The sequence below is a fragment of the Streptomyces sp. NPDC127190 genome (assembly GCF_042672505.1).
In the GTDB taxonomy this organism is placed as follows: Bacteria; Actinomycetota; Actinomycetes; order Streptomycetales; family Streptomycetaceae; genus Streptomyces.
Map to the genome: position 1 here is coordinate 1 of NZ_JBHXVE010000003.1, position 25,860 is coordinate 25,860.

General features: G+C 73.9%; 26 protein-coding genes and 2 pseudogenes. 11 read left to right on the plus strand and 17 right to left on the minus strand.

Going from position 1 to position 25,860, the window contains the following annotated elements; translation table 11 throughout:
• From ACFVIU_RS05695 to ACFVIU_RS05705, 3 genes are all read right to left on the minus strand, one after another.
• The coding region (locus ACFVIU_RS05695; protein ID WP_385840845.1) for an LCP family protein at nucleotides 1-728 on the minus strand (728 nt) is incomplete at its 3' end.
• 281 nt (nucleotides 729-1,009) lie between these two features.
• Nucleotides 1,010-2,668, minus strand: a complete 1,659-nt coding sequence (locus ACFVIU_RS05700) for an FAD-dependent oxidoreductase (protein ID WP_385840846.1) — start codon at nucleotides 2,666-2,668, stop codon at nucleotides 1,010-1,012.
• 258 nt (nucleotides 2,669-2,926) lie between these two features.
• On the minus strand, nucleotides 2,927-3,610 hold the full coding sequence (locus tag ACFVIU_RS05705) for a beta-glucanase (protein ID WP_385840847.1): 684 nt from the start codon (nucleotides 3,608-3,610) through the stop codon (nucleotides 2,927-2,929).
• A 462-nt stretch (nucleotides 3,611-4,072) separates the two neighbouring features.
• On the opposite strand from ACFVIU_RS05705, the gene ACFVIU_RS05710 reads away from it, so the two are divergent.
• Both ACFVIU_RS05710 and ACFVIU_RS05715 read left to right on the plus strand, forming a co-directional pair.
• Nucleotides 4,073-4,531 carry a cyclic nucleotide-binding domain-containing protein gene (locus ACFVIU_RS05710; protein ID WP_385840849.1) on the plus strand — a complete coding sequence of 153 codons (459 nt, stop codon included), beginning with the start codon at nucleotides 4,073-4,075 and terminating at the stop codon, nucleotides 4,529-4,531.
• 41 nt (nucleotides 4,532-4,572) lie between these two features.
• Nucleotides 4,573-5,226 carry a CBS domain-containing protein gene (locus tag ACFVIU_RS05715; RefSeq protein ID WP_385840850.1) on the plus strand — a complete coding sequence of 218 codons (654 nt, stop codon included), beginning with the start codon at nucleotides 4,573-4,575 and terminating at the stop codon, nucleotides 5,224-5,226.
• A 105-nt stretch (nucleotides 5,227-5,331) separates the two neighbouring features.
• Here ACFVIU_RS05715 and ACFVIU_RS05720 read toward each other — a convergent pair whose 3' ends face one another.
• The 3 genes from ACFVIU_RS05720 to ACFVIU_RS05730 form a co-directional block, all read right to left on the minus strand.
• Nucleotides 5,332-5,934 carry a hypothetical protein gene (locus tag ACFVIU_RS05720; protein ID WP_385840851.1) on the minus strand — a complete coding sequence of 201 codons (603 nt, stop codon included), beginning with the start codon at nucleotides 5,932-5,934 and terminating at the stop codon, nucleotides 5,332-5,334.
• 33 nt (nucleotides 5,935-5,967) lie between these two features.
• Nucleotides 5,968-6,669, minus strand: coding sequence for a CBS domain-containing protein (locus ACFVIU_RS05725; RefSeq protein WP_385840853.1), 702 nt, complete (start codon nucleotides 6,667-6,669; stop codon nucleotides 5,968-5,970).
• Nucleotides 6,670-6,788: 119 nt separating this feature from the next.
• A complete protein-coding gene (locus ACFVIU_RS05730) occupies nucleotides 6,789-8,513 on the minus strand; it encodes a GAF domain-containing protein (protein WP_385840854.1) in 1,725 nt (574 codons plus the stop codon).
• 391 nt (nucleotides 8,514-8,904) lie between these two features.
• On the opposite strand from ACFVIU_RS05730, the gene ACFVIU_RS05735 reads away from it, so the two are divergent.
• The gene (locus ACFVIU_RS05735) at nucleotides 8,905-9,363 is read left to right on the plus strand and encodes a pyridoxamine 5'-phosphate oxidase family protein (protein WP_385840855.1); all 459 of its coding nucleotides are present in this window, start codon (nucleotides 8,905-8,907) and stop codon (nucleotides 9,361-9,363) included.
• A 60-nt stretch (nucleotides 9,364-9,423) separates the two neighbouring features.
• Here ACFVIU_RS05735 and ACFVIU_RS05740 read toward each other — a convergent pair whose 3' ends face one another.
• Together ACFVIU_RS05740 and ACFVIU_RS05745 are read right to left on the minus strand one after the other, a co-directional pair.
• Nucleotides 9,424-10,119: a helix-turn-helix domain-containing protein gene (locus tag ACFVIU_RS05740; protein WP_385840856.1), complete on the minus strand. Its 696-nt coding sequence runs from the start codon at nucleotides 10,117-10,119 to the stop codon at nucleotides 9,424-9,426.
• Between the two features lie 58 nt (nucleotides 10,120-10,177).
• Nucleotides 10,178-11,248 (minus strand): zinc-dependent alcohol dehydrogenase family protein, encoded by a 1,071-nt coding sequence (locus ACFVIU_RS05745; RefSeq protein ID WP_385840858.1) that lies wholly within the window; start codon nucleotides 11,246-11,248, stop codon nucleotides 10,178-10,180.
• An 810-nt stretch (nucleotides 11,249-12,058) separates the two neighbouring features.
• On the opposite strand from ACFVIU_RS05745, the gene ACFVIU_RS05750 reads away from it, so the two are divergent.
• Together ACFVIU_RS05750 and ACFVIU_RS05755 are read left to right on the plus strand one after the other, a co-directional pair.
• Nucleotides 12,059-12,454 carry an STAS domain-containing protein gene (locus tag ACFVIU_RS05750; protein ID WP_385840859.1) on the plus strand — a complete coding sequence of 132 codons (396 nt, stop codon included), beginning with the start codon at nucleotides 12,059-12,061 and terminating at the stop codon, nucleotides 12,452-12,454.
• Between the two features lie 110 nt (nucleotides 12,455-12,564).
• On the plus strand, nucleotides 12,565-13,137 hold the full coding sequence (locus tag ACFVIU_RS05755; RefSeq protein ID WP_385840860.1) for a hypothetical protein: 573 nt from the start codon (nucleotides 12,565-12,567) through the stop codon (nucleotides 13,135-13,137).
• A 48-nt stretch (nucleotides 13,138-13,185) separates the two neighbouring features.
• Here ACFVIU_RS05755 and ACFVIU_RS05760 read toward each other — a convergent pair whose 3' ends face one another.
• The 5 genes and pseudogenes from ACFVIU_RS05760 to ACFVIU_RS05780 all read right to left on the minus strand — a co-directional run bounded on the left by ACFVIU_RS05760 (nucleotide 13,186) and on the right by ACFVIU_RS05780 (nucleotide 17,216).
• A complete protein-coding gene (locus ACFVIU_RS05760) occupies nucleotides 13,186-14,790 on the minus strand; it encodes a hypothetical protein (RefSeq protein ID WP_385840861.1) in 1,605 nt (534 codons plus the stop codon).
• 33 nt (nucleotides 14,791-14,823) lie between these two features.
• Nucleotides 14,824-15,077, minus strand: a pseudogene (locus ACFVIU_RS05765) (hypothetical protein); the annotation flags it as partial.
• Nucleotides 15,078-15,085: 8 nt separating this feature from the next.
• On the minus strand, nucleotides 15,086-15,961 hold the full coding sequence (locus ACFVIU_RS05770) for a universal stress protein (protein WP_385840862.1): 876 nt from the start codon (nucleotides 15,959-15,961) through the stop codon (nucleotides 15,086-15,088).
• A gap of 209 nt (nucleotides 15,962-16,170) precedes the next feature.
• Nucleotides 16,171-16,284: pseudogene (locus tag ACFVIU_RS05775) on the minus strand (zinc-dependent alcohol dehydrogenase); the annotation flags it as partial.
• A gap of 26 nt (nucleotides 16,285-16,310) precedes the next feature.
• Nucleotides 16,311-17,216 carry a universal stress protein gene (locus ACFVIU_RS05780; RefSeq protein WP_385840863.1) on the minus strand — a complete coding sequence of 302 codons (906 nt, stop codon included), beginning with the start codon at nucleotides 17,214-17,216 and terminating at the stop codon, nucleotides 16,311-16,313.
• Between the two features lie 310 nt (nucleotides 17,217-17,526).
• On the opposite strand from ACFVIU_RS05780, the gene ACFVIU_RS05785 reads away from it, so the two are divergent.
• From ACFVIU_RS05785 to ACFVIU_RS05795, 3 genes are all read left to right on the plus strand, one after another.
• A complete protein-coding gene (locus tag ACFVIU_RS05785) occupies nucleotides 17,527-18,225 on the plus strand; it encodes a CBS domain-containing protein (protein WP_385840864.1) in 699 nt (232 codons plus the stop codon).
• Between the two features lie 61 nt (nucleotides 18,226-18,286).
• Nucleotides 18,287-18,988 carry a response regulator gene (locus ACFVIU_RS05790; protein WP_385840865.1) on the plus strand — a complete coding sequence of 234 codons (702 nt, stop codon included), beginning with the start codon at nucleotides 18,287-18,289 and terminating at the stop codon, nucleotides 18,986-18,988.
• Between the two features lie 44 nt (nucleotides 18,989-19,032).
• Complete coding sequence (locus tag ACFVIU_RS05795) at nucleotides 19,033-19,227, plus strand: hypothetical protein (RefSeq protein ID WP_385840866.1); 195 nt, start codon at nucleotides 19,033-19,035, stop codon at nucleotides 19,225-19,227.
• A gap of 11 nt (nucleotides 19,228-19,238) precedes the next feature.
• Here the strand turns inward: ACFVIU_RS05795 and ACFVIU_RS05800 are convergent, their stop codons facing one another.
• Nucleotides 19,239-20,363, minus strand: coding sequence for a hypothetical protein (locus ACFVIU_RS05800; protein WP_385840867.1), 1,125 nt, complete (start codon nucleotides 20,361-20,363; stop codon nucleotides 19,239-19,241).
• 165 nt (nucleotides 20,364-20,528) lie between these two features.
• On the opposite strand from ACFVIU_RS05800, the gene ACFVIU_RS05805 reads away from it, so the two are divergent.
• On the plus strand, nucleotides 20,529-20,681 hold the full coding sequence (locus ACFVIU_RS05805) for a hypothetical protein (RefSeq protein ID WP_385840868.1): 153 nt from the start codon (nucleotides 20,529-20,531) through the stop codon (nucleotides 20,679-20,681).
• Between the two features lie 18 nt (nucleotides 20,682-20,699).
• On the opposite strand, the gene ACFVIU_RS05810 is transcribed toward ACFVIU_RS05805, so the two are convergent.
• Nucleotides 20,700-21,428 (minus strand): TIGR03943 family putative permease subunit, encoded by a 729-nt coding sequence (locus ACFVIU_RS05810; RefSeq protein ID WP_385840869.1) that lies wholly within the window; start codon nucleotides 21,426-21,428, stop codon nucleotides 20,700-20,702.
• Nucleotides 21,425-22,444 (minus strand): permease, encoded by a 1,020-nt coding sequence (locus ACFVIU_RS05815; protein WP_385840871.1) that lies wholly within the window; start codon nucleotides 22,442-22,444, stop codon nucleotides 21,425-21,427. Before ACFVIU_RS05815 ends, ACFVIU_RS05810 begins: the two co-directional genes overlap by 4 nt.
• Before the next feature lie 213 nt (nucleotides 22,445-22,657).
• Between ACFVIU_RS05815 and ACFVIU_RS05820 the strand changes: the two genes are divergently transcribed.
• On the plus strand, nucleotides 22,658-23,470 hold the full coding sequence (locus ACFVIU_RS05820; RefSeq protein WP_385840872.1) for a serine hydrolase: 813 nt from the start codon (nucleotides 22,658-22,660) through the stop codon (nucleotides 23,468-23,470).
• Between the two features lie 152 nt (nucleotides 23,471-23,622).
• Nucleotides 23,623-23,853 carry a response regulator transcription factor gene (locus tag ACFVIU_RS05825; protein WP_385840873.1) on the plus strand — a complete coding sequence of 77 codons (231 nt, stop codon included), beginning with the start codon at nucleotides 23,623-23,625 and terminating at the stop codon, nucleotides 23,851-23,853.
• Nucleotides 23,854-23,948: 95 nt separating this feature from the next.
• On the opposite strand, the gene ACFVIU_RS05830 is transcribed toward ACFVIU_RS05825, so the two are convergent.
• Nucleotides 23,949-25,754: an alkaline phosphatase family protein gene (locus tag ACFVIU_RS05830; protein ID WP_385840874.1), complete on the minus strand. Its 1,806-nt coding sequence runs from the start codon at nucleotides 25,752-25,754 to the stop codon at nucleotides 23,949-23,951.
• Between the last annotated feature and the right edge of the window lie 106 nt (nucleotides 25,755-25,860).

The window sequence follows — 25,860 nt, forward strand, 5'->3', positions numbered from 1 at the left end:
ACCGACACACCGCCGACCGCGTCCGACATCTTCACCACACCGGAGAAGTCCAGCTTCACGAAGTGATCGATGGGAATCCCGGTCAGCTGGTGCACGGTCGCCACCTGGCACGCCGGACCGTACTGCAACGCGCTGTTGATCTGCCCGTAGTAGCCCGGCGTGGACTGGCCCGTCTCACTGTCCTTGCAGGCCGGGACCCGGGTCATGGTGTCCCGCGGAATGCTCATCACCGTCGCGTTGGAACGGTCCGCGGCGATGTGCACCACCATCTCCACGTCCGCGTTGCCGTGACCGCTCTGCACCCCGGTCCGCGAACAGCCGCCGCCCAGCTTGCAGTCCGCCGCACTGGTCCGCCCGTCCGACCCCATCACCAGGATGTTGATCGGCGTACGGCCGAACGCGTCCGCCTTCTCCGTACCGCCCTTGCCGTCCAGCGCCACACTGTGGATGTTGCCGTTCAGATGCTCGTAGAACCACCAGCCCACCCCGGCGACGGCCATGATCAGCACGGACAGGGATATCGCGGTGATCTTCAGGACACGGCGTGCGCGGCCCGCCCGGCGGGCCCGGCGGCTGCGCTTCCCACCCTGCGCCCGGGTCGCGGCGCGGGCCGCGGCCCGGCCTCCCGCAGGGCGCGCCGCACCGGACTCGGCCGCGCGCGGCCCGGGCACCTGGTCACCGCGGCTGCGCGTGGCCTGGCCGGTCGGCCCGTCCCACGGGTCGCTCATCTCCCACTCCCATGAACGGTCGAGCCCGTCAGGCCGGGCCGGGAGGTGAGTGGCCGGGCATGCGCGGCGGTACAAGGGTGGTGAAGCACCACTTCACCTCGGTTGCCTGAGCGCGCAATCTAACAAACCTCTGGCCCAAGGTGCACGGATCCGCACCATATTCACAGGTGTGACATGTGCGGTGGCCCCGGGGCACAGCAGGCGCTACGACAGGCAACGGGAGCGTACGCGGCCACGGTAAGCCAGGGTAAGAAGCAGGTAGAGGACGGGTGGGCCGCGGCCTACGGCAGCCGGACGGACTGGCGGTGGCGGAAGATGTCGCGCGGGTCCCAGTGGGCCTTGGCGCGCTGGAGCCGTGCGTAGTTGTCCTTGTAGTAGAGGCGGTGCCAGGGCTGGCCGTTGGCCGGCGGGTTGAACTCCGGGTTGCTCAGGTCGGCGTCGCAGTAGCCGATGTAGCAGCCGTCGGTGGTGTGGCCGGGTCCCGGGGCGGCGGAGTCGGGCACGGCGGGGACGCCGCCGCTGCCCTCGTACACGGCGCCGTAGAAGCGTCGGATCCAGTCCAGGTGCGGGGCGGCGATGAAGGGGTCGGCGAGGGCGTCCCGGTAGTCGTGGACACCGTCGTGGTTGGCGTCCTTGTCCCAGGTCCAGTAGGTCTGGTACTGGAGCTTGAGCACGGAGGAGCGCTGGGCGACGGCCGTGGCGTCCGGGGGGATGTCGTTGATCCGGCCCCCGTAGGAGTCGATCTGCACCAGCGCCTGGTCGTTGGTGTAGCGCGGGTCGGTGAGGTGGTCGTACATCGCCTGGATCTGGTGCTCGGTGAAGCCCGCCGTGTGGTACGCCGACTTGTACTTGCCGCACCTGCTCGGGCCGGACTCGTTCAGGTTCTGGGTGGCCGTCAGCCAGGGCAGCCGGGTCGGGATGTAGAAGCTGTCGAGGGCGGGATGCTCGCCCGAGCGCATGTCCAGCGGGCAGGTCGGGTAGTCGGCCCGCGGGGCCACGTGGTCCAGGAAGCGGCGCAGCCGCTCCAGGGAGTCGGCGCGGTCGCCGTCCATCTGGACGATCAGGCCGACCTTGCCGGCCGCGCGGTGGTTCAGCTTGAGCAGGGTGAACATGTCCCGGTGGTCGTAGGGACCCTCGAAGCCGGTGTCGCCGCCGTTCTGCTCGCCCTCGAAGAACTCGCCGTACCGGCGCACCAGTGAGGAGAACAGCTCCGGGTCGTCCTCGAAGAGCTGCCACTTCCAGGCCACGCTGTGCAGCAGCACCTGGGCGGGTGGCTCGGGCAGGTCCCGGAACCAGAGCCGGGTGACCACGCCGAAGGAGCCGCCGCCACCACCGGTGTGCGCCCACCACAGGTCGCGCACCGCGGAGTCCTCGGAGTCCCGGCGGGCGAGGGTCACCTCGGCCCGGGTGCCGTCGCGTACGGTGACGACCTCGACGGCGTAGAGGTGGTCCACGGTGAGCCCGTACCACCGGGACAGCAGGCCGAAGCCGCCGGCCGGGACATGGCCGCCGGCGGCGACCGAGTAGCAGGAGCCGCCGGGCAGGGCGAGGCCGTGGCGGCGGTAGAGCTGGGTGGCGATGTGCCAGTTGCTCGCGCCGGCCTCCACGCACCAGGCGTCCAGGTCGGGGTCGTAGGCCACGCGGTCCATGGCGCCGACGTCGATGATGACGGAGACGTCGTCGCCGCAGACGAAGTCCTCGTAGCAGTGGCCGCCGGAGCGGACCGTGATCCGGCGCGGCGGGGTGCCGGTGCCGGGGTGCCGGGCCAGCCACTCGTTCACCGCGGTCACCACGTCGGCGGTGCCGGTGGCCACCACCACCTGGTCCGGGGTGGCGATCCACCGCTGGTTGAAGCCCCGGCGAAGCGCCTCGTACCGGTGGTCTCCCGGGCCCACCCGGATCGGACCGGGGGCGGCGGGGCGGATGGACGGGCTGGACATGGCGGCACCTCCGCAGTGGCTGACCGGCGTCGGTCACGGCACGTTAGCCATGCGACGCCGGTCGCTTGCTCCGCCGTCCGGGTGAGACGGGCGGGCGTACGGAAGCCCGGGGCGGTCAGGGAGCGGACGCCGGGGCGTGCCCCGGCCGGAGGGGGCCGCCCCGGTACCCGCGTGCGCCGCCGGAGTTGTCGTGGTGCGGGCGGGCCCGTTCGGGCCGGCCGCACCGCTCCGCCCGCTCCCCTCCCCTCCGTTCCGAGGTCACGCCGGCAGCGGTGTCCCGGGGGATCTGCCGCGTCGTACGACGAGACTGCTCACCTCGAAGGACATCTCCGTCGTACCGGGATCGGGCGGCGGATGGTAACGGCCCGCGCACACCGACAGGTTGACGATGAGGTAGGCGTGCCAGGAGTGGCCCACCCCGCGTCGGTCGGCGAGGACCCGGGAGCCGTTCACCCACCAGCTGACCGAGCCGGCCCCGAACTCGGTGCGCAGGTCCACCCAGGCGCCGGGGCCGATGGTGTCGGCCCGGTACTCGCCGCCGGAGCCGCGCACATGGTTGGCGAACTCCAGCAGGTCCGGGTGGTCCGGGTGGTACTCGAAGACGTCGATCTCCTGGTCGCCGTCGCGCCAGGTCCAGATCGCCGGCCACGCCCCGGTCTCCCGGGGCAGCCGTACCCGGGCCTCCAGCACGTCACCGGTTCGGACCGTGAACGCCTCCGCACTGCCCTCGGTGGTCAGCAGGCCGGTGTCCCAGTAGCCGTCCGGCCGGCGGGTGGCGCGGAAGACGCCGGAGCGGGAGTAGGAGGGGTCGGACACCAGGTGGTCGAGCTTGTCGTCGCCGGGGTTCACCGGACCGCCGTCGGGATAGGCCCAGGAGCGGCCCGCGACCCACTGACTGGCGGAGCCGAAGTCCGCCGTGAACACGATGTCGGATGTCTGCATGTCCGATGTCTCGCCTGCCAGGCGCCGGCCATGCGCCCAGGCCCGCACAGGGCGCCGGATTAACCCGTACGAGTGAAGCGGAGGGCGGGGTCGGCAGCCGTACCCGCACGACGGAGGTGGCGGAGGGCCAGGAAGGAAGGTAAGGACGGGAAGGGCCACCCGCTTCTCGCGGATCCGGATTGCGCGGTGCGCGGCTTCGGGCCGCTTCCCCGCGTCTGTCTCGGTCCTTCCCGTCACCATCCAGCACACCACGGAATGGCCCCGCCCACCAGAGCCGGCCGGGGCCCTTCCGCCCGCCCGGGCCGGGCGCGCGGGCCGAACGGCCCCGGGGGCGGACCCGGGCGGCCCGTGGCGCCGTGCACGCGCGGGCCGCCACGCTGGGGGTACGAGAACGAGACGCCCGCCGGGACTGCGCGTCGTGCCCCGCGCCGGGTGCACAAGCCCCTGAAGGGAGCCGGTGCGATGACCTCCGCCACCACCATGACGACGGCGCTCGAGACGGCGTACCGCGATCGGCTGATGCAGCTCGCCCGGGAGGTCTCCTTCGAGACCGGCCACCGGCTGTTCGCGGAGGGCGGCCACGCCGACCGCTTCTGGATCGTGCGTACCGGCACCGTCGCCCTCGACCTGCATGTGCCCGGCCGTCGCCCCGCCGTGATCGAGACGCTCGGACACGGCGAACTGATCGGCTGGTCCTGGCACTTCCCGCCGTACACCTGGCACCTGGGCGCCGAGACCATGAGCCCGGTGCGGGCCTGGGAGTTCGACGCCCCGTCCGTGCGCGCGATCTGCGCCGAGGACCCCGCGTTCGGCCGGGCGATCGCGACCTGGGTGGGACGGGTGGCGGCCCAGCGGCTGCACTCCGCCCGGATCCGGCTGCTCGACCTGTACGCCCCGTACGGCAGCGGGGGGCTGCTGTGACCGCCGGTGCGCCTGAGTCGCCGCGCTCGGGAGGAGAGGCCATGGAGGGCAGTCCGCGACGGGTGAGTGATGTGATGACGCGGGGCGTGGTCGCCGTGGGCCGGGCGGCCCGGTTCAAGGACATCGTCGAGCGGATGGAGCAGTGGCAGGTCAGCGCCCTGCCCGTGCTGGAGGGCGACGGCCGGGTGATCGGGGTGGTGTCCGAGGCCGATCTGCTGCCCAAGGAGGAGTTCCGGGACAGCGATCCCGACCGGCTCACCCAGCTGCGCCGGCTGCCCGACCTGGCGAAGGCCGGGGCGGTGAGCGCCGAGGACGTGATGAGCACCCCGGCGGTCACGGTGCGGGCGGAGGCCACGCTCGCCGAGGCGGCCCGCATCATGGCGCTGCGGCGCGTCAAGCGGCTGCCCGTGGTGAACGCCGAGGGGCTGCTCGAAGGCGTCGTGAGCCGCGGCGACCTGCTGAAGGTCTTTCTGCGTTCGGACGAGGAGCTCGCCGACGAGATCCGCCGGGACGTCCTGGACGTGCTGTTCCCGGCGCCCGTCGAGCCGGTGCACGTCCGGGTCGCCGACGGTGTGGCGACCCTGACCGGGCGGGTCCCGGACGGCAGCCGCATCCCGCTCGCGCGGCGCATGGCGCAGGGCGTCGAAGGTGTGGTCGGGGTGGACTGCCGGCTCATCGCGGCCGACGCGGGGTAGAGCGCGGGACAGACCGCGGGGTGGTGCAGGGCCCGTGCCGCCGTTGACGATGCGCCGACGGCGGCACGGGCCCTGCACACTGCCCTTGCGCTGATGCGCACTGATTCAGCCTCGGCCTCCGCTGATGTTTCCCCACAGCGGGCCGATCTGGCGCCACTCCTCGTCCCACTCCGCCATGCGGCGGCGGATCAGGCGGCTGCGGACGATCCAGCCCGCACCCCAGACGGCGGCCGCGGCGGACGGGGCGACCAGCGCGCCGGTGAGGGCGGCCTGGAGATCGGCCGCCGCGCCGGTGACCGGGGCGGAGACCACGTGGTCCGCGCGGTTCGTCCAGACCGTGACGCGGGTTCCGGCGGCGGCGCCCGGGTAGACCTTGGCGCGGTCGTTGTGGACCGAGCCGTTCGGCTCGGTCCAGCGCACGGTGGCCCAGACCCGCCCGTCGTCGTATCCGCTCGCCGCGGCCGGGGTCTTCGCGGCGTCGTCGGTGAGTACGGCGGACACGGCGTGCACCTCGGCCCGCCGCGCCGCGAAGGCCGCCTCCGAGGTCTGTGCCGCCGCGGCCCCCGCCAGGGCTCCGCCGCCCACGGCCACCACCCAGGTGGCCAGGACGATCCAGGCCTCGACGATGTCGCTGTGGCGGCGCAGCGCGTTGCGCCGCCAGCGCCACAGCCGCACCGGGCCGACCGTCGTGGGAGGTGTCCGGGTCATCGTCACCGCCTCCTCTGGGACGCCGGGCCCCGCTCAGGGGGTACGGGCCCGTTCGGCGTCCGGCAGGTCCGGGTCGAGGTCCGGATGCCGGGGCGGCCCGGTGAGCGCGCACCGCACGTCCACCACGCCCGGCACGGACCGGGCGAGGCGGACGGCGAGCGGCACCAGTGCGGTCTCCTGGATCCGGCCGCCGAGCGTCACCACACCATCCTGCACCCGAACGAGCACCCCGGCGCCATGGGCGCCGAAGAGACGGGTGACGACCTCGCGCCGGACGTCCTCGGCGATGTCCGCGTCGTCGCGCAGGAACACCTTGAGCAGGTCGGAACGGCTGACGATGCCCTTGAGGGTGCCGTCGCGGCCGATCACCGGCAGGCGCTTGACCCGGGTGCGCGCCATGATGCGGGCGGCCTGCGCGAGGGTGGTGTCCGCGGACACCGCGACGGCCGGGGCGGACATCAGCTCGCCCGCGGTCACCGCGTCCGCCTTGAGCACCTCGACGAGGTGCTGCACCCGGCCGTAGCGGTCGAGGCCGATCTCGCGGTACTCCTCCTTGGGCAGCAGGTCGGCCTCGGAGACGACACCGACCACCCGGCCCGCGTCGTCCAGCACCGGCAATGCGCTGACCTGCCACTCGCTCATGGTCCTGACGATGTCCTTGAAGGCCGCGCCCGTGCGCAGGGCGACGACGGTGCGGGTCATCACGTCCTTCACGACGGTCGGAGTGCCGTCCATGGCGTCCTCCAGAGTGGGGTGCCGTCACTGCGACACTTTCAGCCTGGGCTCGCCGTACCGGAGGAACCAGGGGCCGACCGGACCCGGCCACCGGCCCACCGGCCCCGCCCGCGCGGTGGCTAGCGCGCCGGGAGCGGGGCCCGCCACTCCAGGGTGGTGCCGCCTGCCTCCGGGGCGGTCAGGCGGAGATCGCCGCCGAGGCCCTCGGCCCGCTCGGCCATGTTGCGCAGACCGCTGCGGCGGCCCCCGGCCGGGATGCCGACGCCGTTGTCACCGACGCGCAGCCGGACCTCGTGGCGGTCGGCGGACAGCAGGACCTCGGCCCGGTCGGCGTGTGCGTGCCGGGCGATGTTGGTGAGTGCCTCGGAGAGTACGGCCACGATCTGGTCGGCGATCTCGCGCGGCACATCGGTGTCGACCAGGCCCTCCATGCGCACGCTGGGCGTGAAGCCGAGGACCGGGGCGGCCTCGCCGGCCACCCGGACCACGCGGGCGCGCAGCCCGCTCTCCGCGGTGTCGGCGCGGGCCCGCAGCCCGAAGATCGTCGACCGGATGATCTTGATGGTCTCGTCCAGGTCGTCGACGGCGCGCAGGACGCGCTCGGCGGCTCCCGGGTGCTCGATGAAGCGGCCGGCGCTCTGCAAGGTCATGCCGGTCGCGAACAGCCGCTGGATGGCCAGGTCGTGCAGGTCCCGGGCGATCCGGTCGCGGTCCTCCAGGAGGGCGATCTGCTGGGCGTCCAGGCGCCGCTCGGCCAGTTCCATGGCGATCGCGGCCTGCGCGGCGAAGCCCCGCAGCATCTCGGTCTCGTGCTCCGAGAAGCGGGGCCGGCCGGCTTCGCGGGCCAGCAGAAGCACACCGCGCACATCGCCCTCGCCGGTGCCGATGGGGACGGCCACGGCGGGGCCGAGACCGCGAAAGCGCGGGGGTTCCGGGGAGATGCGCGGGTCCTGGGCGACGTCGTCGCTGGTGACCGGCCCGGCTGTGGTGTAGGCCAGGCCCATGAGGCTGCTCTCCCGGGGCAGCACCAGTCCGCGGTGGGCGTCCGCCTCCGCGCCGACGGCGATCTCGACCGCGAGGGTGTCGGTGCCTGTGTCCTGCACCGGCATCGCGACCACCGCGAGCGCCGAGCCGGTGATCTCGCGTGCCCGCTCGGCGATCAGGTCCAGCGCCTCGGCGCGTGCGCTGCCGGACATCAGGCTGCGGCTGATCTCGGCGTTGGCCAGCAGCCAGCGCTCGCGCAGCCGGGACTCCTCGTACAGACGGGCGTTGTCGATGGCCACGCCCGCCGCGACGGCCAGCGTCGACAGGACCGACTCGTCCTCCTCGTCGAACTCCACGCCGCCCCGCTTCTCGGTCAGGTAGAGGTTGCCGAAGATCTGGTCGCGGACCCGGATCGGGACGCCGAGGAAGCTGTTCATCGTGGGGTGGCCGGGCGGGAAGCCGTACGACGCGGGGTGCTCGGAGATCTTCGGCAGCCGGAGCGGGGCCGGGTCCCGGATCAGCTCGCCGAGGATGCCGTGCCCCTCCGGGAAGGGGCCGATCACCCGGATCTGCTCCTCGCTCACGCCGACCGTGTGGAAGGCGGACAGCGTCTCGCCGTCGGGGCCGATGACGCCGAGGGCGGCGTACTCGGCGTCGACCAGGGTGGCGGCGGCCTCCACGATGGCGTGCAGTGCCTGTTCCAGGTCCAGCTCGCGGCCGACGGACAGCACCGCCTCCAGCAGGCTGTGCACGCGGTCGCGGGTGCCGCGGGCCGCGTCGATGCGGGCCTGCAACTCCTCCAGCAGCTCGTCGAGCTTCAGCTGGGGCAGTCGTACACGGGGCTCCTCGGGACCTGCCACCACTCCTCCGCATGGCCTGGGCGCGGTCGTCTTCCACGGTATCCGCCATGGCCCGGCCGCGGTACGGGAGAGCACCCCCTGCCCGATCGGGCCGGTCGGCCCACCCAGCGGGGACACAGAGCACCTCCCCGCCCGGGTGTCCCCGGCCGACGCTGGAGTGTGGCCCGGCTGGAGGCACCGGTGACAGCAGGGGAGGTGGGCGGGGACGTACGGCCCCCGGGCGAGGACCGAACGGCACTGGAAGGGCGGAACGCCATGGGTGACAGTGAGACCAGGAGCGGCACCGGTCCCCCGCGGTGTCGCTCCGTCGCTGCGGCGCCCGTGTGCGCGCCGGGCGGCCGCAGTCGGCGCGAAGACCGTCCCCGTCCCCGCACACCCGAAGAAGCCCGTGATGACCCGTAACGACGACCCGGCGCGCCGGCGTGTCGACCTCGACCGTGTCGAGGCACTGCGGCTGCTGGGCAGCGTGTCCCTCGGGAGGATCGTCTTCACCCGGCAGGCGCTGCCCGTCGTCCGCCCGGTCAACCATGTGCTCGACGACGGGGACATAGTGATCCGCATCCCCGAGGGCGCGGCGCTGACCTCGCAGGCCAGGCAGGCCGACGGCACGGGGGTGGTCGTCGCCTACGAGGCCGACGCCATCGACCCGGAGACGCACCTCGGGTGGAGCGTGGTGGTCACGGGGTTTGCCCGGCTGATCACGGACCCCGCCGAGCTGGCCCGGGTGCGGGCGCTGCTGACCCCGTGGGCCCCGCAGGAGGAGGACCTGGACCACGCGGTGCGCATCCGGCCCGACCTGGTAACCGGCCTGCTGCTGACCGAGACGGGAGGGGTGCCGGAGCAGGCCTGAGCGGTCCTTCCGTGTCGGTTCTCGGTGTCGGTTCTCGGTGTCAGTTCTCCGTGTCCGGCATCAGTCGAGGATCCGGCGGCCGGTGAGGGTGCTGGGGTCGAGCCGGACCCACATATCGCGGTGGCCGCCCGCCCAGGGGGTGCTGTGCGCCCGCTCGGTGTACCGCTGCTGTTCCTCGGGGTCGGTGACGGCCCGGGCGCGGCCGCGGACCAGCACGCTCCAGCCGCGGCTGAAGGCGTCGTCGATACGGTCGACCTCGAAGGCGACCCGGCTGCCGGCGGCGAGCGCGGGAGTGGTGCCCGGCGCGGTCCGGAAGACGATCGCGCCGTCGACGATGCTGTAGTTGACCGGCACGATCACCGGTCCGATGGGCGTGGACAGCGCCAGCCGGCCCACTCCGTGCGTGCCGAGCAGGGCCTGGCACTCGCCCGGGCCCAGTTCGACGAACCGGGGGGTGCGTCCGGCGCGGGCGGGGCCGGGCGGCATGTCGACGGTGCCCCCGGTCAGCTCGGTGACCGTGGTGTCCAGCGCCTCGGCGAGCCGGATCAGCGGGCCGGGGCCGGGCGCGGCGCCGGGATACTCCTCCAGGTACCGGAGGTAGGCGGGCGCCATGCCGGCCCGGGTGGCAGCCTGTCGCCGGGTGAGTCCCAGCTCGGCCCGGCGGGCGGCCAGACGGCGGCCCAGGTCGCCCAACGGCGCCTCCGCCCGGATCTCCGTCTGCTGCGGGTGTTCCCTCTGTTCGGTCTGTTCGGCCATGGCCGTCACGCCCCTTCCAGGCCTGTGCCGGGTCTCTGCCGGTCAGGCCCTTTCTGGTTCAGGCCGTGGGAACGGCCACTTCCGCGTGCTGCTCCTCGCCGAGCACCACCTTGAGCGCACCCGTCTCGGCGGCGCCGGAGAAGACGTCGTACGCCTTCTCCATCCGTGCCAGCGGGAAGGTGTGGGTGACCAGCTGCCCGGTCGGCAGCCGGCCGGCGGTGGCCATCCGGAGCAGGGTCGGGGTGGAGCGGGTGTCCACCAGCCCGGTCGTGATGGTCACGTTCCTGCTCCACAGGTCCTCGAGGTGCAGGGTGGCCGGCCTGCCGTGGACGCCGATGTTGGCCACGCGCCCGCCGGGCCGCACCACGCCGGTGCACAGCTCGAAGCTCTCGGGCACGCCGACGGCCTCGACGGCCACGTCGGCGCCGAGCCCGTCGGTCAGGTCCGCCACCAGCTGGTCCGCGGCCTCGCGGACATCGGCGACGGCGTCCGCGCCGAACCGCCGGGCGGCTTCCAGCCGGGCGGGGGCCAGGTCGACGGCGATGATCCGCTCGGGCGCGAAGAGCCGTGCCGTGGCGATCGCGGCGAGTCCGATGGGGCCGGCGCCGACGATGACGACGGTGTCCCCGGGCCGTACGCGCCCGTTGAGGACACCCACCTCGTAGGCGGTGGGGAAGATGTCGGCGAGGAGTACGGCGTCCGGGCCGGGCAGGGATCCGGGCAGCGGGTGCACGGACAGGTCGGCGTGCGGGACGCGGACGTACTCGGCCTGGGTGCCGTCGGTCAGATGGCCGAGGATCCAGCCTCCGCCGCCGCGGCACTGGCCGTAGGAGCCGTCCCGGCAGAACCGGCAGCGGCCGCAGGAGGTGATGCAGGAGATCAGCACGCGGTCGCCGGGGCGTACGGTGCGCACGTCGCCGCCGGTCTCGACGACCTCGCCGACGGCCTCGTGGCCGAGCACGGTGCCGGGGCGGACCTCGGGCACGTCGCCCTTGAGGATGTGGAGATCGGTTCCGCAGATGGTGACGGTGCCGACCTGCACGATCGCGTCGGTCGGCTCCTTGATGCCGGGGTCCGGGACGTCCTGCCAGGCGGCCTGTCCCGGGCCGTGGAAGACGAAGCCTTTCATGGCGTGCCCTCACCCTCCTCGCTCACCCGCCGCTGCTCGCGGCACCGGGGCGCCGTCGGAGCCGCCCGTCGTGTCCAGCTTGGGCGGGCGGCAAGGGGTGGCGCTTGGGCCGTCCGGCCCCGGCTGCCCGTCCGGCACCGGAACGCGTCGACCAGTGCGCCGGGTATCCAGGACCGGCGTCCTCAACAGTGAGCCGGCCCGTCAACCGGCCTCGACACCGCCGCAGACCCTGATTCCGGCCCGCGGAGCACGCGGCCCCGCATGTTCCGGCCCGCGGAGCACGCGGCCCCGCATGCTGGCGCGCGATCCGACCCGGGTCCCGGCCACGAAGAGGCGACCCGCGCGCCCCGTGTCCACTGCGACCAGTGCCTGGGCTGGAGGCTGTGGGTGGCGGGCCGGGGGTTGGGGCGGGGGCCGGGGGTAGGGGCCGGATGCCGGGAGACGGAGCCAGAGGCCAGGGCTGGGGCCAGAGGCCGGGGCCGGGAGCCGGGGCCGGGAGCCGGGGCCAGAGGCCGGGGCCGGAGCCAGGAGCCGGAGCCAGAGGCCAGAGGCCGGGGGCCTGGCCGGGAGCCGGGAGCCTGGCTCTCCGATCCACGATGCGGTGGGACCCGACAATCCCGCACCTCACAGCCCCGCACCCGAGCCTCGTCGCGCCGGCGCCGGCGCGCCAAGCCCAGAACCGTGCGCTGGCAGGCGCCGTAGGCGAGCAGCCCGTCGGCCGCCCTCCCCGCCCAACCGTGCCCCGGACGGACCCTGGCAGGGCCGACCGGCCCTATCGCCCGCCACCGCGGTCCCGGTTTTCTCATCTCCATGCCCGACAATCACACGCTGTCCACGGCCGGCGAGGGCGCCGGCCGGGCCGCGGTCCAGGCCCCGCCCGCCCCGGACGCGGCCACGGTCCTCCCCCTGCCCGGGGAGATCGATGTCAGTACCGCGCCCGGCCTCGTGCGGCGGCTCGATGTCCTCACCGACCATCCGCACCCCGATCTGGTGCTGGACCTGCGGCCGGTCGCGTTCATCGACTGTGCCGGGCTGGGCGTGCTGTGCCGGGTGCGCAACCGGGTGCTGGCCCGCCGGGGCCGGCTCCGCCTCGTCGCGGACAGTGCCGGATTCCGGCGGATACTGCGCCTGACGGGACTGGGGGACGTGTTCGAGGTGCACCCGGGACTGCCCGAGCCGGCGCTGGGGGCCGACGGCCTCGGCTGACCGTGCCGTGGGAGCCGAGCGGCCCCCGGCAGGGCCCCTCGGCCCCTGTGGCCGGGCCGTCGCGGGGAGCACCGTCGAAGGCGTCGGCGCGACGAGGAGGGGTTGATCGCATGAAGGCGTACCAGCGGCTGGGGCTGCTGCGGAGCAACCCACTGCGCCGCCGCGAGGATGTCGTGGAGGCCTGGATCATGCTGGCCGTCTGGACGGTCGTGCTGCTCGGCGGTGCCGTCGCCGGAGTGGTCGCGGCGCATGCCGCGGCGGATGTCTTCGCCCGGCAGCGCGCGGACCGGCACGCCGTCCGGGCGGTGCTGCTCGACGCGGCGGCGACCGGCGCCGGCGCGATCCGCTCCGACGACGGCCGGATCAGGGCACGAGTGCGGTGGACCGCTCCGGACGGCGGCGCACACACCGGAGAGACCTTCGTGGACTCCGGGCTCCCGGCCGGGAGCCGGGTCACGGTATGGGAGGACGGCCAGGGGCGGCTCGCGCCGGCCAAGCCGACGGGACGCGTCGAGGGCACCATGGAGGCCGGGTTCTTCGGCCTGGCGGCGGCCCTGGGCGTCGCCGGTCCGGTGTACGGGGCCGGTGCGCTGGCCCGGCACCGCCTCGACCGCCGACGGCTCGCGGCCTGGGACCGCGAGTGGCGGCAGGTGGGACCCCGCTGGAGCCATCGCACGGGCTGACCGCGGTGTCCCGTCAGGCCCGGGGGGGCGACGCCGGACCCGCGTGCGCTACCGCTCCACCGCGCAGTCCAGGACGCGTCCGTCCACGGTACCGAGCAACAGCCGGTCCGCGCCCGCGAGTTGGACGGACAGGGGTACGACGGGAAGGCCGTCGACCGTCGGGCGGTACCGTCGGCGGACCGTCCCGTCCGAGGCGCCGAGCGCCACCACCTCACCGGAGTTGAAGGCGACGTAGACCGTGTCCTCGTCGCCGTCCATGGCGGTCGCGGGGCAGTCGGCGGTGAACTCCCAGCGGACCGCTCCGTCGGCGAGGCTGCGCCGCACGACGAACGCGCCGAACGCCGGGCCGGGGGTGTACGTGGTTCCCGCATGGACCAGGTCCGGGCCGTCCGGGGGGCCGAGTTCGATGCCGCGGCCGCCGCAGAGGTGCCGGGCCGGTGTCCGCCAGTCGAGCGGGAACAGGTGTCGTGGCGCGCACCCGTCGTCCGGATCGACCTCGACCACCCACGTGTGGGGCACGGGCTCGGTCTCCTTGCCCTGGAGAAAGAGCAGCCGGCTGCTGTGCCGGACGGGCAGGGCGTGGTTGCCGGGGACGAACCCGCCCAGGTTCACGCTGTGCTGGGGGGCCTCCTTGCCGGGCGGTACGAGGGCGACGGGCCGTGGGTCGTACCGCGTGCCCGGCCCTGCCGGGCGGAGCGCCAGCCAGCCGTCCCTCCGGGTGGAGATCGTGACGCTGGAGTCCAGCGGCAGGGTGCCGAGGGTCGTGCCGTCCGCGAGCGACAGCCGGGCGACGAACGGTGCTTCGGTGCCCGGGGCCCCGCCCGGCGGGCGCGTCGCCCGCCGGGGCACGTTGACCCAGGCGTCGAGCGGGCGGACGACCAGCTGCCGTCCGCCCTCCGCGTCCGCGACACGCCAGGCCAGACGCCCGTCCGGCAGCCAGGCCTCGGCCAGCACCCCCTCCAGACAGGCCAGTACCCGCCCGTCCGGCAGCCCGCGCACGTCCCAGACCTGGCGGCGCGGCTGCCACGGCCGGCCGGACAGCTCCGCGAGGGCCTCGACGGCCGCCCCGTCGGCCCGGGCCCGTTCGAACGCGACCAGCGGACCGCGCAGTTCCTTCTGCTGCACCGAACCCCGGGGCGCGGCACCCCAGTCGGGGCGCTCCACGAGGACGTCGTACGCCTGGGCCTCCGGCTCGTCGAGGTAGTCCTCGTACGTCGGGGCCACCTTGAGCCGCAGTGCCCGGGGACTCTCCCACTCCACCCGCAGCACCTCGCGCGGCGAGCGCATCATCGTGCGTGACCGCCCCGACTCCAGGTCGATGAGCAGCAGTTCGCCCTCGAAGGCCATGTCCGGGTCGAAGTCCCCGGTGCCGACGGCCACCAGTGGGAGCGTGGGATGGACGGCGAGGGAATGCACCGGCCAGCGGGACTCCACGAGCCGGCGGCAGCGCAGGTCGTCGGTGCCGTACACGCCCACCCGGTACGGCCGCCATCCGTATCCGGCGGTGCTGTCGCCGGGCCACTTCAGGTGCCCCAGGTCGCCGGCCACGACGGCGATCCCCCGTTCCCGGCTGACGGCGACGGCGGAGGGCGTGCCGGTCTCGGCGAAGGGGCGGTCGCCGAGGACGCGGCGGACGGTCAGGGAGTCGGGCACCGGCCCATCATCGCCGACACGGATCCGGCTCGTTCAGCCGCCCCAGCTCCAGTCGGCGACCTCGGGCAGGTCGGTGCCGTGGGTGCGGATCCAGGCGTGGTGGCGGGTGCGGGCGTCGGCCATCGTCTGGCGTACGGCGGCGCCGCGCACGGCGAGGCCGGGCACCCGGTCCGGGTGTTCCTCGTACGGCAGCGGCCGGCTCAGGTCGACCACGTCGACCCGCGCGCCGCGAGATCCGGCAGGTGCCGGCGGAGCAGCCGGGCCGCTGCGAGCACCTCCTGGGGTGGGCCTGGGCTCAGGCGGGTTCCGGCACCACGGCCACGGGGCAGGCCGCATGGTGCAGTACGCCGTGGGCGACCCGGCCGAGCTGGAGCCCGAAGTGCAGGCCGCTGCGCCGCCGGGCGCCGACGACGAGCAGACCGGCGTCGTGGGAGGCGGCGAGCAGCGCGTCCCGGGGCTGCCCCTCGACGACGCTCCGGTACACCTCCAGGTCCTCGGGCGCGTCCCGCAGCGCCGCCTCCACGGCTTCGGCGGCGTCCTCCTCCTGGAAGTGGCCGGGTTCGCCGCTGAGCAGCGGGTGCCGGCCGGCCGTGTGCGCGGGACGCCGCCAGGCCCGTACGGCCTCCAGCGGTACGCCGCGCAGCGCGGCCTCCTCGATCGCGTACCGTACGGCGGCCGAGCCGGCCGGTTTCCCGTCGACGCCGAGCACGACACGGCCCCGGATGCCGGGGTGGATCCGGTTGTCGTGGGTGCCGCGCACCACGATCACGGGGCAGTGCGCATGGCCTGCGACGGTGACGCCGACGGAGCCGAGCAGGGCCTCGGTGAGGCCGCTGCGGCCGCGGCAGCCGACGACCAGGGCGCGGGCGGTGCGGCTCTCCCGGACGAGCCCGTACTCCGGCTCCTCGGCCAGCACGCCGGTGCTGACCGGCACGCCCGGCTGACGGCGGCGGGCGCGCTGTTCGGCGGGGCCGACGACATCCCTGGGCATCACCTCCTCGGCGGGCCGGTGCACTTCCTGGGCGATCAGGGCGCCCTCGTAGCGCTCCCAGAGGGAGGCGTACACCAGGCGGAGCGGGGCGGCGTGCAGGGCGGCCTCGTCGGCCGCCCAGTCCACGGCCCGCAGACTCGGCTCGGAGCCGTCGACGCCGACGACGATCGGCAGGTCCATGATGCTCACCCTTCCGTGCGCGGGTCGAAGACGACGCGGACCGGCACGCCGGCGCAGGTGAGCGGGCCTGTCCGCGGCCCGCAGCGAGTGGCCGGTCCTGCCCCACCCGCCGTTCGTGCCCGGGCACGAGGGCGTGGGCCGCGTCGAGAAGCTGGACGACGGCGTCGCCCAGCCGGTGCCGCCCGGCGTCGACCCTCGCGACGCCGCCCGGTGGGGCACGGCCTGGACGCCTCGACGCGCATCCGGATACGGCCGGGACCGAGGGCCGGGCGGTCCTCGATGACCAGGGGCGCGCCGAACGCTCGTACGACCGCTGCCTTCATGGGGTGTCTCCTCGGGGCCCGGTGGCTCAGCCGTGCGCGACGACGGCGACGGGGGCGGTGATGTGGTGCAGGGCGGCGTGGGTGACGTGTCCGATGTGGGCGCCGAGCGGGCTGGTGCGGATGCGCCGGCCGACGACGGCCAGCGAGGCGTCCTGGGCGGCGGACACCAGGACCGCCGCGGCGCCGCCGTTGCGGCACTCCTCGGTCACGTCCACGTCGGGGTACTTCTCGCGCCAGGGACGCAGGGCCTCGGCCAGCGCAGCCGCTTCGCCGCGGGCGCAGTTCTCGGAGAGGTCGTATCCGGTGGCTGCCGCGTACACCACGGAGGTCGGCAGGTTCCAGCCGTGCGCGACCCGCAGCGCGGTGCGCCGGCGGGTGGCGGCGTCGAAGGCGAACTCCAGCAGCTCGGCGGCCGGGTCGGCGGTGTCGAGGCCGAGCACGACGGGCCGGAAGGGGGTCGCGGCCGAGGCTGCATCGGCCGGGCCCGGCCGGTGCTCGTCGGCGGCCTGCTCGCCGGCCCGGACCAGGACGACCGGACGGGTGGCGTGGGCGATGACGGACAGGCCGACCGAGCCGATCATGAAGCCGTTGATCCCGCCGAAGCCGCGTGAGCCCAGCACCAGCAGTTCCGCCGTGCGGGCTTCCTCCGTGAGGACGTCGGCCGGGTTTCCGTCCAGCTGGGCGGTGACCACCTCGACGTCCGGGTGGCACAGCCGTACGGTCTCCGCCGCCTCGCGCGGAATCCGCCCGGTCCAGTCCTGCCAGCTCTCGGCGCCGAGCAGCGCTGCTTCGGCCAGGGGCTCCGGCGCGGGCCCCCACACGTTCAGGATCCGCAGCGGCAGGCCGCGCAGCCGTGCTTCGCGGGCCGCCCATGCGGCGGCGGCGCGGCTCTCGGGCGTGCCGTCGAGTCCGACGGTGACGGTTCGGGGCATCGGGTGTCCACCTCCGGGTCGGGATCCGGCTCGAGCGGTCCGGGTGCGCGATCCGGCTCGAGGGATGCGCCTCCAGCCTGGTGGCGCGAGGCTGGGTGGGGTCAGGGGCCGCAGGTCCCTCGCCGGGGCCGACCGTCCCGGCCCTCCAGGGCCCGGAGCGGTGTGCCACCGGGACCGGGCAGGGCGTGCGGCGGTGCGGCCGAACGGCCCACCGGAGGGCCGGGCGGCCCCTGTGCGGCCCGCTTGCGTCCGGCCCACGCTGGAGGCGCAAGGACCGCCCGCCGAGGACCCGAGGACCCACGGAGTCACCATGTACGGCACGCCGCACATCGTCAGCGATGTCATGACCCACACGGTCGCCGCCGTCGGCCGGCGGGCGCCTTTCAAGGAGATCGTGGAGCTGATGCAGGACTGGCAGGTCAGCGCCCTGCCGGTGCTGGAGGGCGAGGGCCGGGTGGTCGGTGTGGTGTCCGAGGCGGACCTGCTGCCCAAGGAGGAGCTGCGGGACGGCCCGGCCGAGGGGTATCTGCGGCTGCGCCGCCCCGCCGACCTGGCGAAGGCCGAGGGGCTGACGGCGGGGGACCTGATGTCGTCGCCGGCGGTCACCGTGCCGGTGGACGCCACCCTGGCCGAGGCGGCCCGGACCATGGCCCGCAGCAGGGTGAAGCGGCTGCCGGTGGTCGACGGAGTGGGCGTGTTGCAGGGCGTGGTGAGCCGGGCGGACCTGCTCAAGGTCTTTCTGCGCGAGGACGAGGACATCGCCGAGGAGGTCCGGCGGGAGGTGGTGTCCTACCTCTTCCCGCTGCCGGGCTCGGCCGTCCGGGTCGAGGTGGCGGACGGGGTCGTGACCCTCGTCGGCCGGATCCGTGACCGGTCCCTGGTCCCGGTCGCCGCCCGGCTGATCCGGGCCGTCGAGGGCGTGGTCGATGTGACGTTCGACCTCGCACGCGACCATCATGAAGGAGCAGGGCCGGTCGGCCCTGGTCCGTCCGGGGCCGCGGAGGGATGATCGGCGTCGTGGGACCGCCCGCAGCCGCTCCCTTCCCCTCCCCGGGGAACGAGAGGTCGCCATGAACGAGATGCGCACCTTCACCGAGGAGCACCCGATCCGGGTGTTGCTGCTGGACGACCACGAGGTCGTCCGGCGCGGTCTGGCGGACCTGCTCGACGCGGAGGCGGACATCACGGTGGTCGGGGAGGCCGACACCGCGGAGCATGCGCTGGCCCGGGGCCCCGCCCTGCGCCCGCACGTCGCGGTGCTCGACGTACGGCTGCCGGACGGCGACGGCATCACGGTCTGCCGGGAGCTGCGCGACCGGCTGCCGGAGCTGGCGTGTCTGATGCTGACCTCGTTCGACGACGAGGACGCCCTGCTGGACTCCATCATGGCGGGGGCGTCCGGGTACGTCCTGAAGCAGATCAAGGGTTCGGACCTGGTGGCGGCGGTACGGACCGTCGCGTCCGGGCAGTCGATGCTCGACCCGGCGACGACGGCCCGGCTGATGCGCTCGCTGCGGTCCGAGCCCGGTGACGACCCGGCCCTGCCGCCCGAGCTGGCGAGCCTGTCGCCGCGGGAGCGGGACATCCTGGTCCTCATCGGCGACGGTCTGACCAACCGGGAGATCGGCAAGCGGCTGTATCTGTCGGAGAAGACCGTGAAGAACCACATCTCGCGGCTGCTGGCCAAGCTGGGGGTGCAGCGCCGGGTCCAGGCGGCGGTGCTCGCCTCCCATGTGGAGCCGCAGGGATCGCCGGACCATCCCGCTCGATAGGCGGCGCGGCGGGGGAAGCGCCCCGCCCGCCCCAGGGAGGTGTCATGACGCAGGAGACCGTGCAGCCCCGTACCAACCCGTCGCGGTGCGGTGCCCCGTTGCCGACCCGCCGGAGCGGCGCCCGTCATGCGCCCACCGGGCGGCGACGCGCCCGCGGCTCCAAGGACGACTGGGTCCTGCTGCCCGGGGGTGTGTGGCGGCGGGTGGAGACGATCCGGGTCCGCAGCCTGTTCGGCTGACCGGCCGGTCGTCAGATGGCGTACGGCCAGACGGTGAGCATGTAGGCGCCGTACCAGCAGCCGAACAGGGATCCGCCGCCCACGGCGAGGGCGACGGTGCCGGTGCGGGCTCGGGCGAGGGCGCGGGCGAGGGGGACGAGGAAGAGCACGGCGGGGAGCACCAGGCGCAGCTTGGAGTGGTAGAAGCTGCTCTCCCCGAGGGTCAGCACCAGGATGCCGGTGCCGTAGCAGAGCAGGGGCGGCCAAGTGGTCCGGCGCCAGGTGACGCCGGTGGCGTCGACGAGGGCGAGCAGCAGGACCGCGGTGCTGACCGGGACCCATCCGTCGCCGTGCGCCAGTGTCTCGCCGAGGAAGTGGAGAAAGGAACTGCCGTTGTCCCAGCGGGTGTTCCAGCCGGCCTTCTCGATGACGAACCAGGCGTCCGGCCGGCCCGCCCGCCGGCCCACCCACCACAGGTAGGCGGGGGTGCCGAGGCAGGCGAGCGCGACGGCCGTGAGGGGGCGCCAGGCGGGCCGGCGGGTCCGGGCCAGGGACAGGGCGACGGCGACGGCGAGCGCGGCCACGGCCGCCACCCCGGCCGGCCGCGTCAGACCCGCCAGCAGGCCCGCGGCACCGGCGGTGAGCCATGCCTCGCGCCGGGCGGCCAGCAGGGTGCCGGCGGACAGGGCGAGGAACAGCGACTCGCTGTAGGCCATGACGAAGACGAGGGACATGGGCTGCGCCGCGGCCAGCAGCACGACGGCGATGGCGGCCGTACGCCGTCCGTACAGTTCGGTCAGCAGCAGGTCGACGGTGATCAGCGCGGCGACGAAGGCCAGGTTGGCGGCGACGATCGCGGCGGTGCCGAAGTCCAGGCGGGTGACGGTGTGGACGGCCCGGATCAGGAGCGGGAACAGCGGGAAGAACGCGAGGTTGTTGCCGGTCGGTTCGCCCGTGGGCGTGTGGCTGAGACCGCCGGGGTAGCCGTGTGCGGCGATCTGTGTGTACAGCCGGCCGTCCCAGGCGAGCAGCCGGTCACCGAGGCTGGGGCCGCCCGGCGGGATCATCACGGCGAGCACGACGAGATGCAGCAGCGTGGAGGCGCCGTAGACCGCGAGTGCGGGCCATGCCCGGCGGCGCACCGCCTTCCCGAACAAGCGACGCCGCACCTCGCTTCTCACCGCCTCGGGCCGTGGGACGATCTTGCTCCGATACTGCGCTTCATCTGCCTCTTCGGCGACTTCGACGCTCTCTCGGGCTGGCGTGCCGAGCGCCGCGGTACGACGCTGGGGTGAGGAACCTCGTCGGGAGGTGGCGCCGCGATGAACTGGCTGTTGCAGCTCAATCCCGAGGTGGCGCATCTGCTCGCGGCCTTCGCGGGCATCGCGCTGATCTGCCTGTACGCACTGCTGGTGGTGCTGGTCCGCAAGGTCCAGGGGAAGCCGGTCAGCGGCCTGCCGCGGAAGGACCGTTAGGAAGGCACGGGCAGGGGGCTAGGCAGAGGGGGTCAGCGGCAGGTCGTCGGTGAAGGCGTTCACGGGCTGGGCGATGGGCTGGGCCTGCCGGACGTCGAGGGCGGGCTGCGCGGTGCGGGTGCCGAGGGTGCCGCGGGGGTGCCAGGTGCCGGTGACCGCCAGCCAGGTGTCCGCGGGGGGTGCCTCGCCGCCGTACATGCGGATCTTGACGGTCTGCGAGTCCGCCGCGCAGCAGGTGAAGATGATCCGGGTGAGGTACCAGCCGTCGCCGTCCGGGTCCGGGGTGACGAAGCCCGTCAGCCGTACGGAGCGGTGGGCGATGGCATGGGTGCGGTCCTGCTGGACGCGCCGGGTGAAGTCCGTGAGCGTGAGCGGCACGGGTGAGGTCGCGGGCAGCGGTGCGAAGGCCGCCTTCTGCACGGTGACGGGCTTGTTGTTCGAGCGTGCCGCGGTGTACGCGCCGAGGGCGGGCGGGGCGTAGCAGAGCAGGCTCAGGGCCGGCAGGAACAGCAGCCAGGCGACGCGCGGGGTGCCGGAGTGGTCGTGGCCGTCGTGTGCGGGGTGGTGCTCGCCGGCCCGGCTCACCGCGGCGGCCAGGCCGAGCAGCAGCAGGACGGCACCGCCGGCGATCAGCGGGATGCGCAGTCCGGCCTTGACGTAGCGCAGGTAGGTGTCGGTCAGCAGGGTGGCGTGCAGCAGGCCGGCGCCGGTGAGGGTCAGGAGCAGGGTCTGGGCGGGGCGTCTCACAGCAGCGCCCCTCCGATCAGCACGCTCGCGGCGACGGCCACGACCGTGGTGGCCGTGGAGAAGCGCCAGGCGAAGGCGCGGCCGAAGGTGCCCGCCTGGAGGGCGATCAGCTTGAGGTCGACCATCGGGCCGACCACCAGGAACGCGAGCCGGGCGAGGGGCGAGAAGCCGGTGAGGGAGGCGGCGACGAACGCGTCCGCCTCGGAGCAGACGGCCAGCAGCACGGCGAGGGCGGCCAGGAAGAGCACGGACAGCCAGGGCGAGCCGGAGAAGGCGTCGAGGACGGAGCGCGGCACGGCGACGTTGAAGGTGGCGGCGGCCATGGCGCCGAGCACGAGGAAGCCGCCGGCGTGCAGGAAGTCGTGCTGGAAGCCGAGCCGGAACTCGGTCCGGCGGCTGTGGCCGGGCCGGTGCCCGGTGTGGTGGTGCCGCAGCAGGGGCCGTAGCCACTTCTCGTTGCCGAGCCAGAGCCACAGCCAGCCCATGACGGCGGCGGTGGCGAGCGAGGCGAGCAGCCGGGCGGCGACCATGCCGGGGTTGCCGGGGAAGGCGACGGCGGTGGCGGTGAGCACGACCGGGTTGACGGCGGGCGCGGAGAGCAGGAAGGCGAAGGCGGCGGCGGGCGTGACGCCCCGGCGGATCAGGCTGTGGGCGACGGGTACGGAGGCGCACTCGCAGCCCGGCAGGACCGCGCCCGCGACCCCGGCGACGGGCACGGCGAGGGCGGCCCGCTTCGGCAGCACCCGAGTGAACAGGCCGGCCGGCACGAAGGCGTTGATGGCCCCGGACAGGGCGGTACCGAGCAGCAGGAAGGGCAGCGCCTGGACGGTGATGGCGAGGCAGACGGTGCGCCAGGCCTGGACGGCCGGCTGGTGCAGCCACTGGGTGCCGGCGAGGAGCGGGACGGCCGCGGCGGCCGCCGTGCACGCGAGCGCGGCGCCGAGCGGCCGGGGCCGGATGCGGCGCCCGGGCCGGGCGACGGGGACGACCGCCACACCCTCGACCACATCAACCATTTCATCCGTTTTTTGCATTTTCACTCCGGATGTCGGTGTCTGGCCGACGATAAGCGAGGAGCCGGGCCCGGCCGCGCGTACACGCCGCCACCGGAACAACCCATGGACGGCAAAGCGCCCCAACGGTGGCTCTTCTCACAAAACGGCCGAACACCGGGCCGGAGTGACCCGCGCCATGCCACCGGGACCGTCCGATGGCTACGTTCGTGACCCATGCCCAGCACGCCGCACCGCTCCCCCGCCACCGCACGCACGCTCCTCGCCTCGCTGGCGGTCCTCGTCTCCGCGATGGCCCTGCGCCCCGCCCCCGCTGCCGCCGCCGCGGCGCCCGCACCGGCCCCGGCGCCGCACGCCACGGCCGCGGTGCTCGACCTGGACGGCACCGGCAGCGCACCCGTCGTCCACGGCACGGACGAGGCGTACGACACCGCCAGCATCGTCAAGGTCGACATCCTCGCCACCCTGCTGCTCCAGGCGCAGGACGCGGGACGGCAGCTCACCGCCGCGGAGCGGGGGCACGCCGAGCCGATGATCGAGCGCAGCGACAACACGGCCGCGAACGCCCTGTGGCAGGAGATCGGCCGGGCACCCGGTCTCGCGGCGGCCAACAAGCGCCTCGGGCTGACCTCGACCACCGGCGGCCCGGACGCCAGGTGGGGGCTGACCCGGACGACCGCGACGGACCAGATCCGACTGCTGCGGGCCGTGTTCGCCGACGGACGGACACAGGGCGGCGGCTCCCCCGTGCTGAACGCGGACTCCCGGGCGTATCTGCGCAGCCTCATGGGCCGCGTCATCCCCGAGCAGACCTGGGGAGTCCCGGCGGCCGGCGGCCCGAGCTCGCCGCGCCTGCTGAAGAACGGCTGGCTCCGGCGCACCACCACCGGCCTGTGGGACGTCAACAGCATCGGCCAGGTCACCGTGCGCGGGCACCGGTATCTCGTCGCCGTCCTGTCGAACGGCAGCGCCTCCATGAGCGACGGCGTCACCCTGGTCGAGCGCACGGCACGGCAGGCCACGGCCTGAGCGGCCACACCCTTCGCCACGGGCCGCAAACCACCTCCGGGGCCCTGTGACGCGCCTGTGACAATCGACGGACAGTCCCATGAAATCCGGCACCCACTCTGATGAAACAGGGCAAATCGCCCGAACGGTCAGAGACCGCCGGAGGACATCCCATGAGCGCCACCCTCGCCCCCTCGCACCCCGCAGCCCCCGCCACCGCGCTGGCTCCGCGCGAGCGGGAGACGCTCCGGCACATCGCCGCCGGCCGCACCTATCTCCAGACCGCCCGCCACATGGGACTGTCCACGCACACGGTGGACGCCTACCTGCGCCGCATCCGGGCCAAGCTCAACATCGGCAGCACCGCCGAGCTGACCCGGGTCGCCATCGCACTGGGACTGTGACCCCGGGCCCGGGCCCGCACGACCGGTCCGGCGGCCGCTGACGACCCTGCACCTGCGCCGCCTGCTGCGGCGCAGGTGACCCGCTGCGGGGTGGTTCAGCCGACGGTGAGGGAGAACGGTCCGGCCAAGGCGGTGTAGCCGTCGTTCGCGAGGTAGTACACGTCGTAGGTGCCCGGGCCGCTCAGCTTGCCCGTGGAGAAGGTCAGGGCACCGCTGGCGTTCGGGGCGTACGCCCAGGTCAGCGAGGACTGCTTGCCCGGCACGGCGCCCGCGGGGTAGATGCCGACCCAGTTCTTGGCGTTGGCCTGCGCGGCGGACGGCAGGGTGTAGCGGACGGTGGCGTTGCCGCCGTCCGCGACCGCGTTCAGAGTGCCGGTGAGCGTCGGTGCCGTCGCGGTGGACGGCGCGAAGGCGGCGTTGAGCGGGGTCGCGTAGGTGTCGTTGGCGGTGAGGCCGGGCAGGCCGAGGGCCGACTCGATGGTGCGGGCGATGCCGTAGTGGTCGTAGTGCACGGGGCTGCTGGTGCCGGCCGGGACGGTGCCCTGGGAGCCGAGGACCATGGTGGCCACGTGGTTGTAGGCCTCGCTCTGGCTCTCGTCCCAGGTGAGGATGAGCAGCGAGCGCGACTGCGTCCAGGCCGGGGAGGCCAGCACCGGGTCGAGGGTCTGCTTCAGCCAGCCGTCCTGGGTCTTCAGGCTGGTGCTGCTGCCGTTCCCGGAGGCCTCGCCGTCGTAGTAGTCGTCGGCGGCTATCCAGGAGAAACTCGGGGTCGTCGAGGCCGACTTCAGGTCGGTGGTGAGCTGCGTGGTGTCGAACAGGTGGGCCGCGCAACGGGTGGCGTCACCGCTGATGTCGGTGTAGTTGATGAAGGGCGCGTCGTCGGGCTCGTAGTAACTGTCGTAGGTGTTCTTGGTGTTGCAGGGCGTGCCCATGCCCTGCTCGTAGGCCTTCCAGGTCTTGCCGGCCGCCTCGAGGGTGTCGCCGAGGTTGCGCTGCGGGGAGTTGATGTTCGGGTAGTACGTCGCGCCCTTGGCGTAGGTGTCGCCGCCCGCGATCGCGAGGTAGTTCTCGTCGCTCGGGTGGTAGACGCCGTGGTAGTCGGTCAGGGTGGCGCCCTGGGACATCAGGCTGTGCATGTACGGCGTGTCCGCGGGGTCGTTCATGACCTCGGCGTAGTCGGTGTTCTCCATCATGACCATGAACACGTGGTCGTAGCCCGGCACCTTCGAGACGGGCGGGGCGAGCGGGGCCGGTGCGGCGACCGGGGTGTCCAGGGTGAGGGAGAGGTTGTCGAGGTAGCCGGTCTCGTGGGAGGTGGACAGGAACTGCACCTCCACCTGGATGGAGCGGGTGCCGGCCGGGACCGCGCCGGTGGTGCTGCGCGCGAGGAACTTGGTGGCCAGGCCCCGGTCGCTCGCGGAGACGGTCGGCAGCTTGGCGGTGGCGCCGACCGGCCTGCCGGCGGCGTCGTGGAAGTGCAGGGAGACGGCGACATATCCGCCGTAGACGGTCCAGCCGCCGAGCCAGCCCGAGAGGTCGTAGTGCACGGTGCCGCCGTCGATGGCCGTGGCCGCCGAGGAGACGTCGACGGTCTGTGTCATGGCGCCGTCGCCGAAGTTGCCCGGGCCGAAGAAGGCCTTGCCGGGCGTGTTGCCGTCACTGGGCAGCCCGAAGGAGCCGACCGTGTAGCACATGGCGTTCGGGCCGCCCGCCTCGGTGGTCCAGCCGGGCACCGTGCCGGCCGCCGCCCAGTCGCCGGTGCAGTAGCCGCCGCTCTCGGCATCGCCGTCGACGATCAGGTTGCCGCTGCTCACGGCCGCCTGGGCGGGGGCCGGAGCGGAGACGATCAGTGCGCCGAGCAGGGCGAGAAGCCCGCCGAGGGATCTCCAGCGCAGTCGCATACGTGTACCTCGTCCCGTTGGTGAGGGTGCCGTGAGATCCGGACCTCACGGCCTGGTTGTGCGCAACGAACGGGACATGAGTACTGGTCTTCACTGTCCAGCGGAA

Coding starts and splice junctions, on each gene's coding strand:
- ACFVIU_RS05705 (WP_385840847.1), bottom strand. CDS start 3,610: ATGCAGACATCCGACATCGTGTTCACGGCGGACTTCGGCTCCGCCAGT.
- ACFVIU_RS05700 (WP_385840846.1), bottom strand. CDS start 2,668: ATGTCCAGCCCGTCCATCCGCCCCGCCGCCCCCGGTCCGATCCGGGTG.
- ACFVIU_RS05820 (WP_385840872.1), top strand. CDS start 22,658: ATGCCCAGCACGCCGCACCGCTCCCCCGCCACCGCACGCACGCTCCTC.
- ACFVIU_RS05745 (WP_385840858.1), bottom strand. CDS start 11,248: ATGAAAGGCTTCGTCTTCCACGGCCCGGGACAGGCCGCCTGGCAGGAC.
- ACFVIU_RS05825 (WP_385840873.1), top strand. CDS start 23,623: ATGAGCGCCACCCTCGCCCCCTCGCACCCCGCAGCCCCCGCCACCGCG.
- ACFVIU_RS05710 (WP_385840849.1), top strand. CDS start 4,073: ATGACCTCCGCCACCACCATGACGACGGCGCTCGAGACGGCGTACCGC.
- ACFVIU_RS05780 (WP_385840863.1), bottom strand. CDS start 17,216: ATGCCCCGAACCGTCACCGTCGGACTCGACGGCACGCCCGAGAGCCGC.
- ACFVIU_RS05805 (WP_385840868.1), top strand. CDS start 20,529: ATGAACTGGCTGTTGCAGCTCAATCCCGAGGTGGCGCATCTGCTCGCG.
- ACFVIU_RS05815 (WP_385840871.1), bottom strand. CDS start 22,444: ATGGTTGATGTGGTCGAGGGTGTGGCGGTCGTCCCCGTCGCCCGGCCC.
- ACFVIU_RS05790 (WP_385840865.1), top strand. CDS start 18,287: ATGAACGAGATGCGCACCTTCACCGAGGAGCACCCGATCCGGGTGTTG.
- ACFVIU_RS05755 (WP_385840860.1), top strand. CDS start 12,565: ATGAAGGCGTACCAGCGGCTGGGGCTGCTGCGGAGCAACCCACTGCGC.
- ACFVIU_RS05715 (WP_385840850.1), top strand. CDS start 4,573: ATGGAGGGCAGTCCGCGACGGGTGAGTGATGTGATGACGCGGGGCGTG.
- ACFVIU_RS05795 (WP_385840866.1), top strand. CDS start 19,033: ATGACGCAGGAGACCGTGCAGCCCCGTACCAACCCGTCGCGGTGCGGT.
- ACFVIU_RS05725 (WP_385840853.1), bottom strand. CDS start 6,669: ATGGACGGCACTCCGACCGTCGTGAAGGACGTGATGACCCGCACCGTC.
- ACFVIU_RS05785 (WP_385840864.1), top strand. CDS start 17,527: ATGTACGGCACGCCGCACATCGTCAGCGATGTCATGACCCACACGGTC.
- ACFVIU_RS05720 (WP_385840851.1), bottom strand. CDS start 5,934: ATGACCCGGACACCTCCCACGACGGTCGGCCCGGTGCGGCTGTGGCGC.
- ACFVIU_RS05740 (WP_385840856.1), bottom strand. CDS start 10,119: ATGGCCGAACAGACCGAACAGAGGGAACACCCGCAGCAGACGGAGATC.
- ACFVIU_RS05830 (WP_385840874.1), bottom strand. CDS start 25,754: ATGCGACTGCGCTGGAGATCCCTCGGCGGGCTTCTCGCCCTGCTCGGC.
- ACFVIU_RS05735 (WP_385840855.1), top strand. CDS start 8,905: ATGACCCGTAACGACGACCCGGCGCGCCGGCGTGTCGACCTCGACCGT.
- ACFVIU_RS05770 (WP_385840862.1), bottom strand. CDS start 15,961: ATGGACCTGCCGATCGTCGTCGGCGTCGACGGCTCCGAGCCGAGTCTG.
- ACFVIU_RS05750 (WP_385840859.1), top strand. CDS start 12,059: ATGCCCGACAATCACACGCTGTCCACGGCCGGCGAGGGCGCCGGCCGG.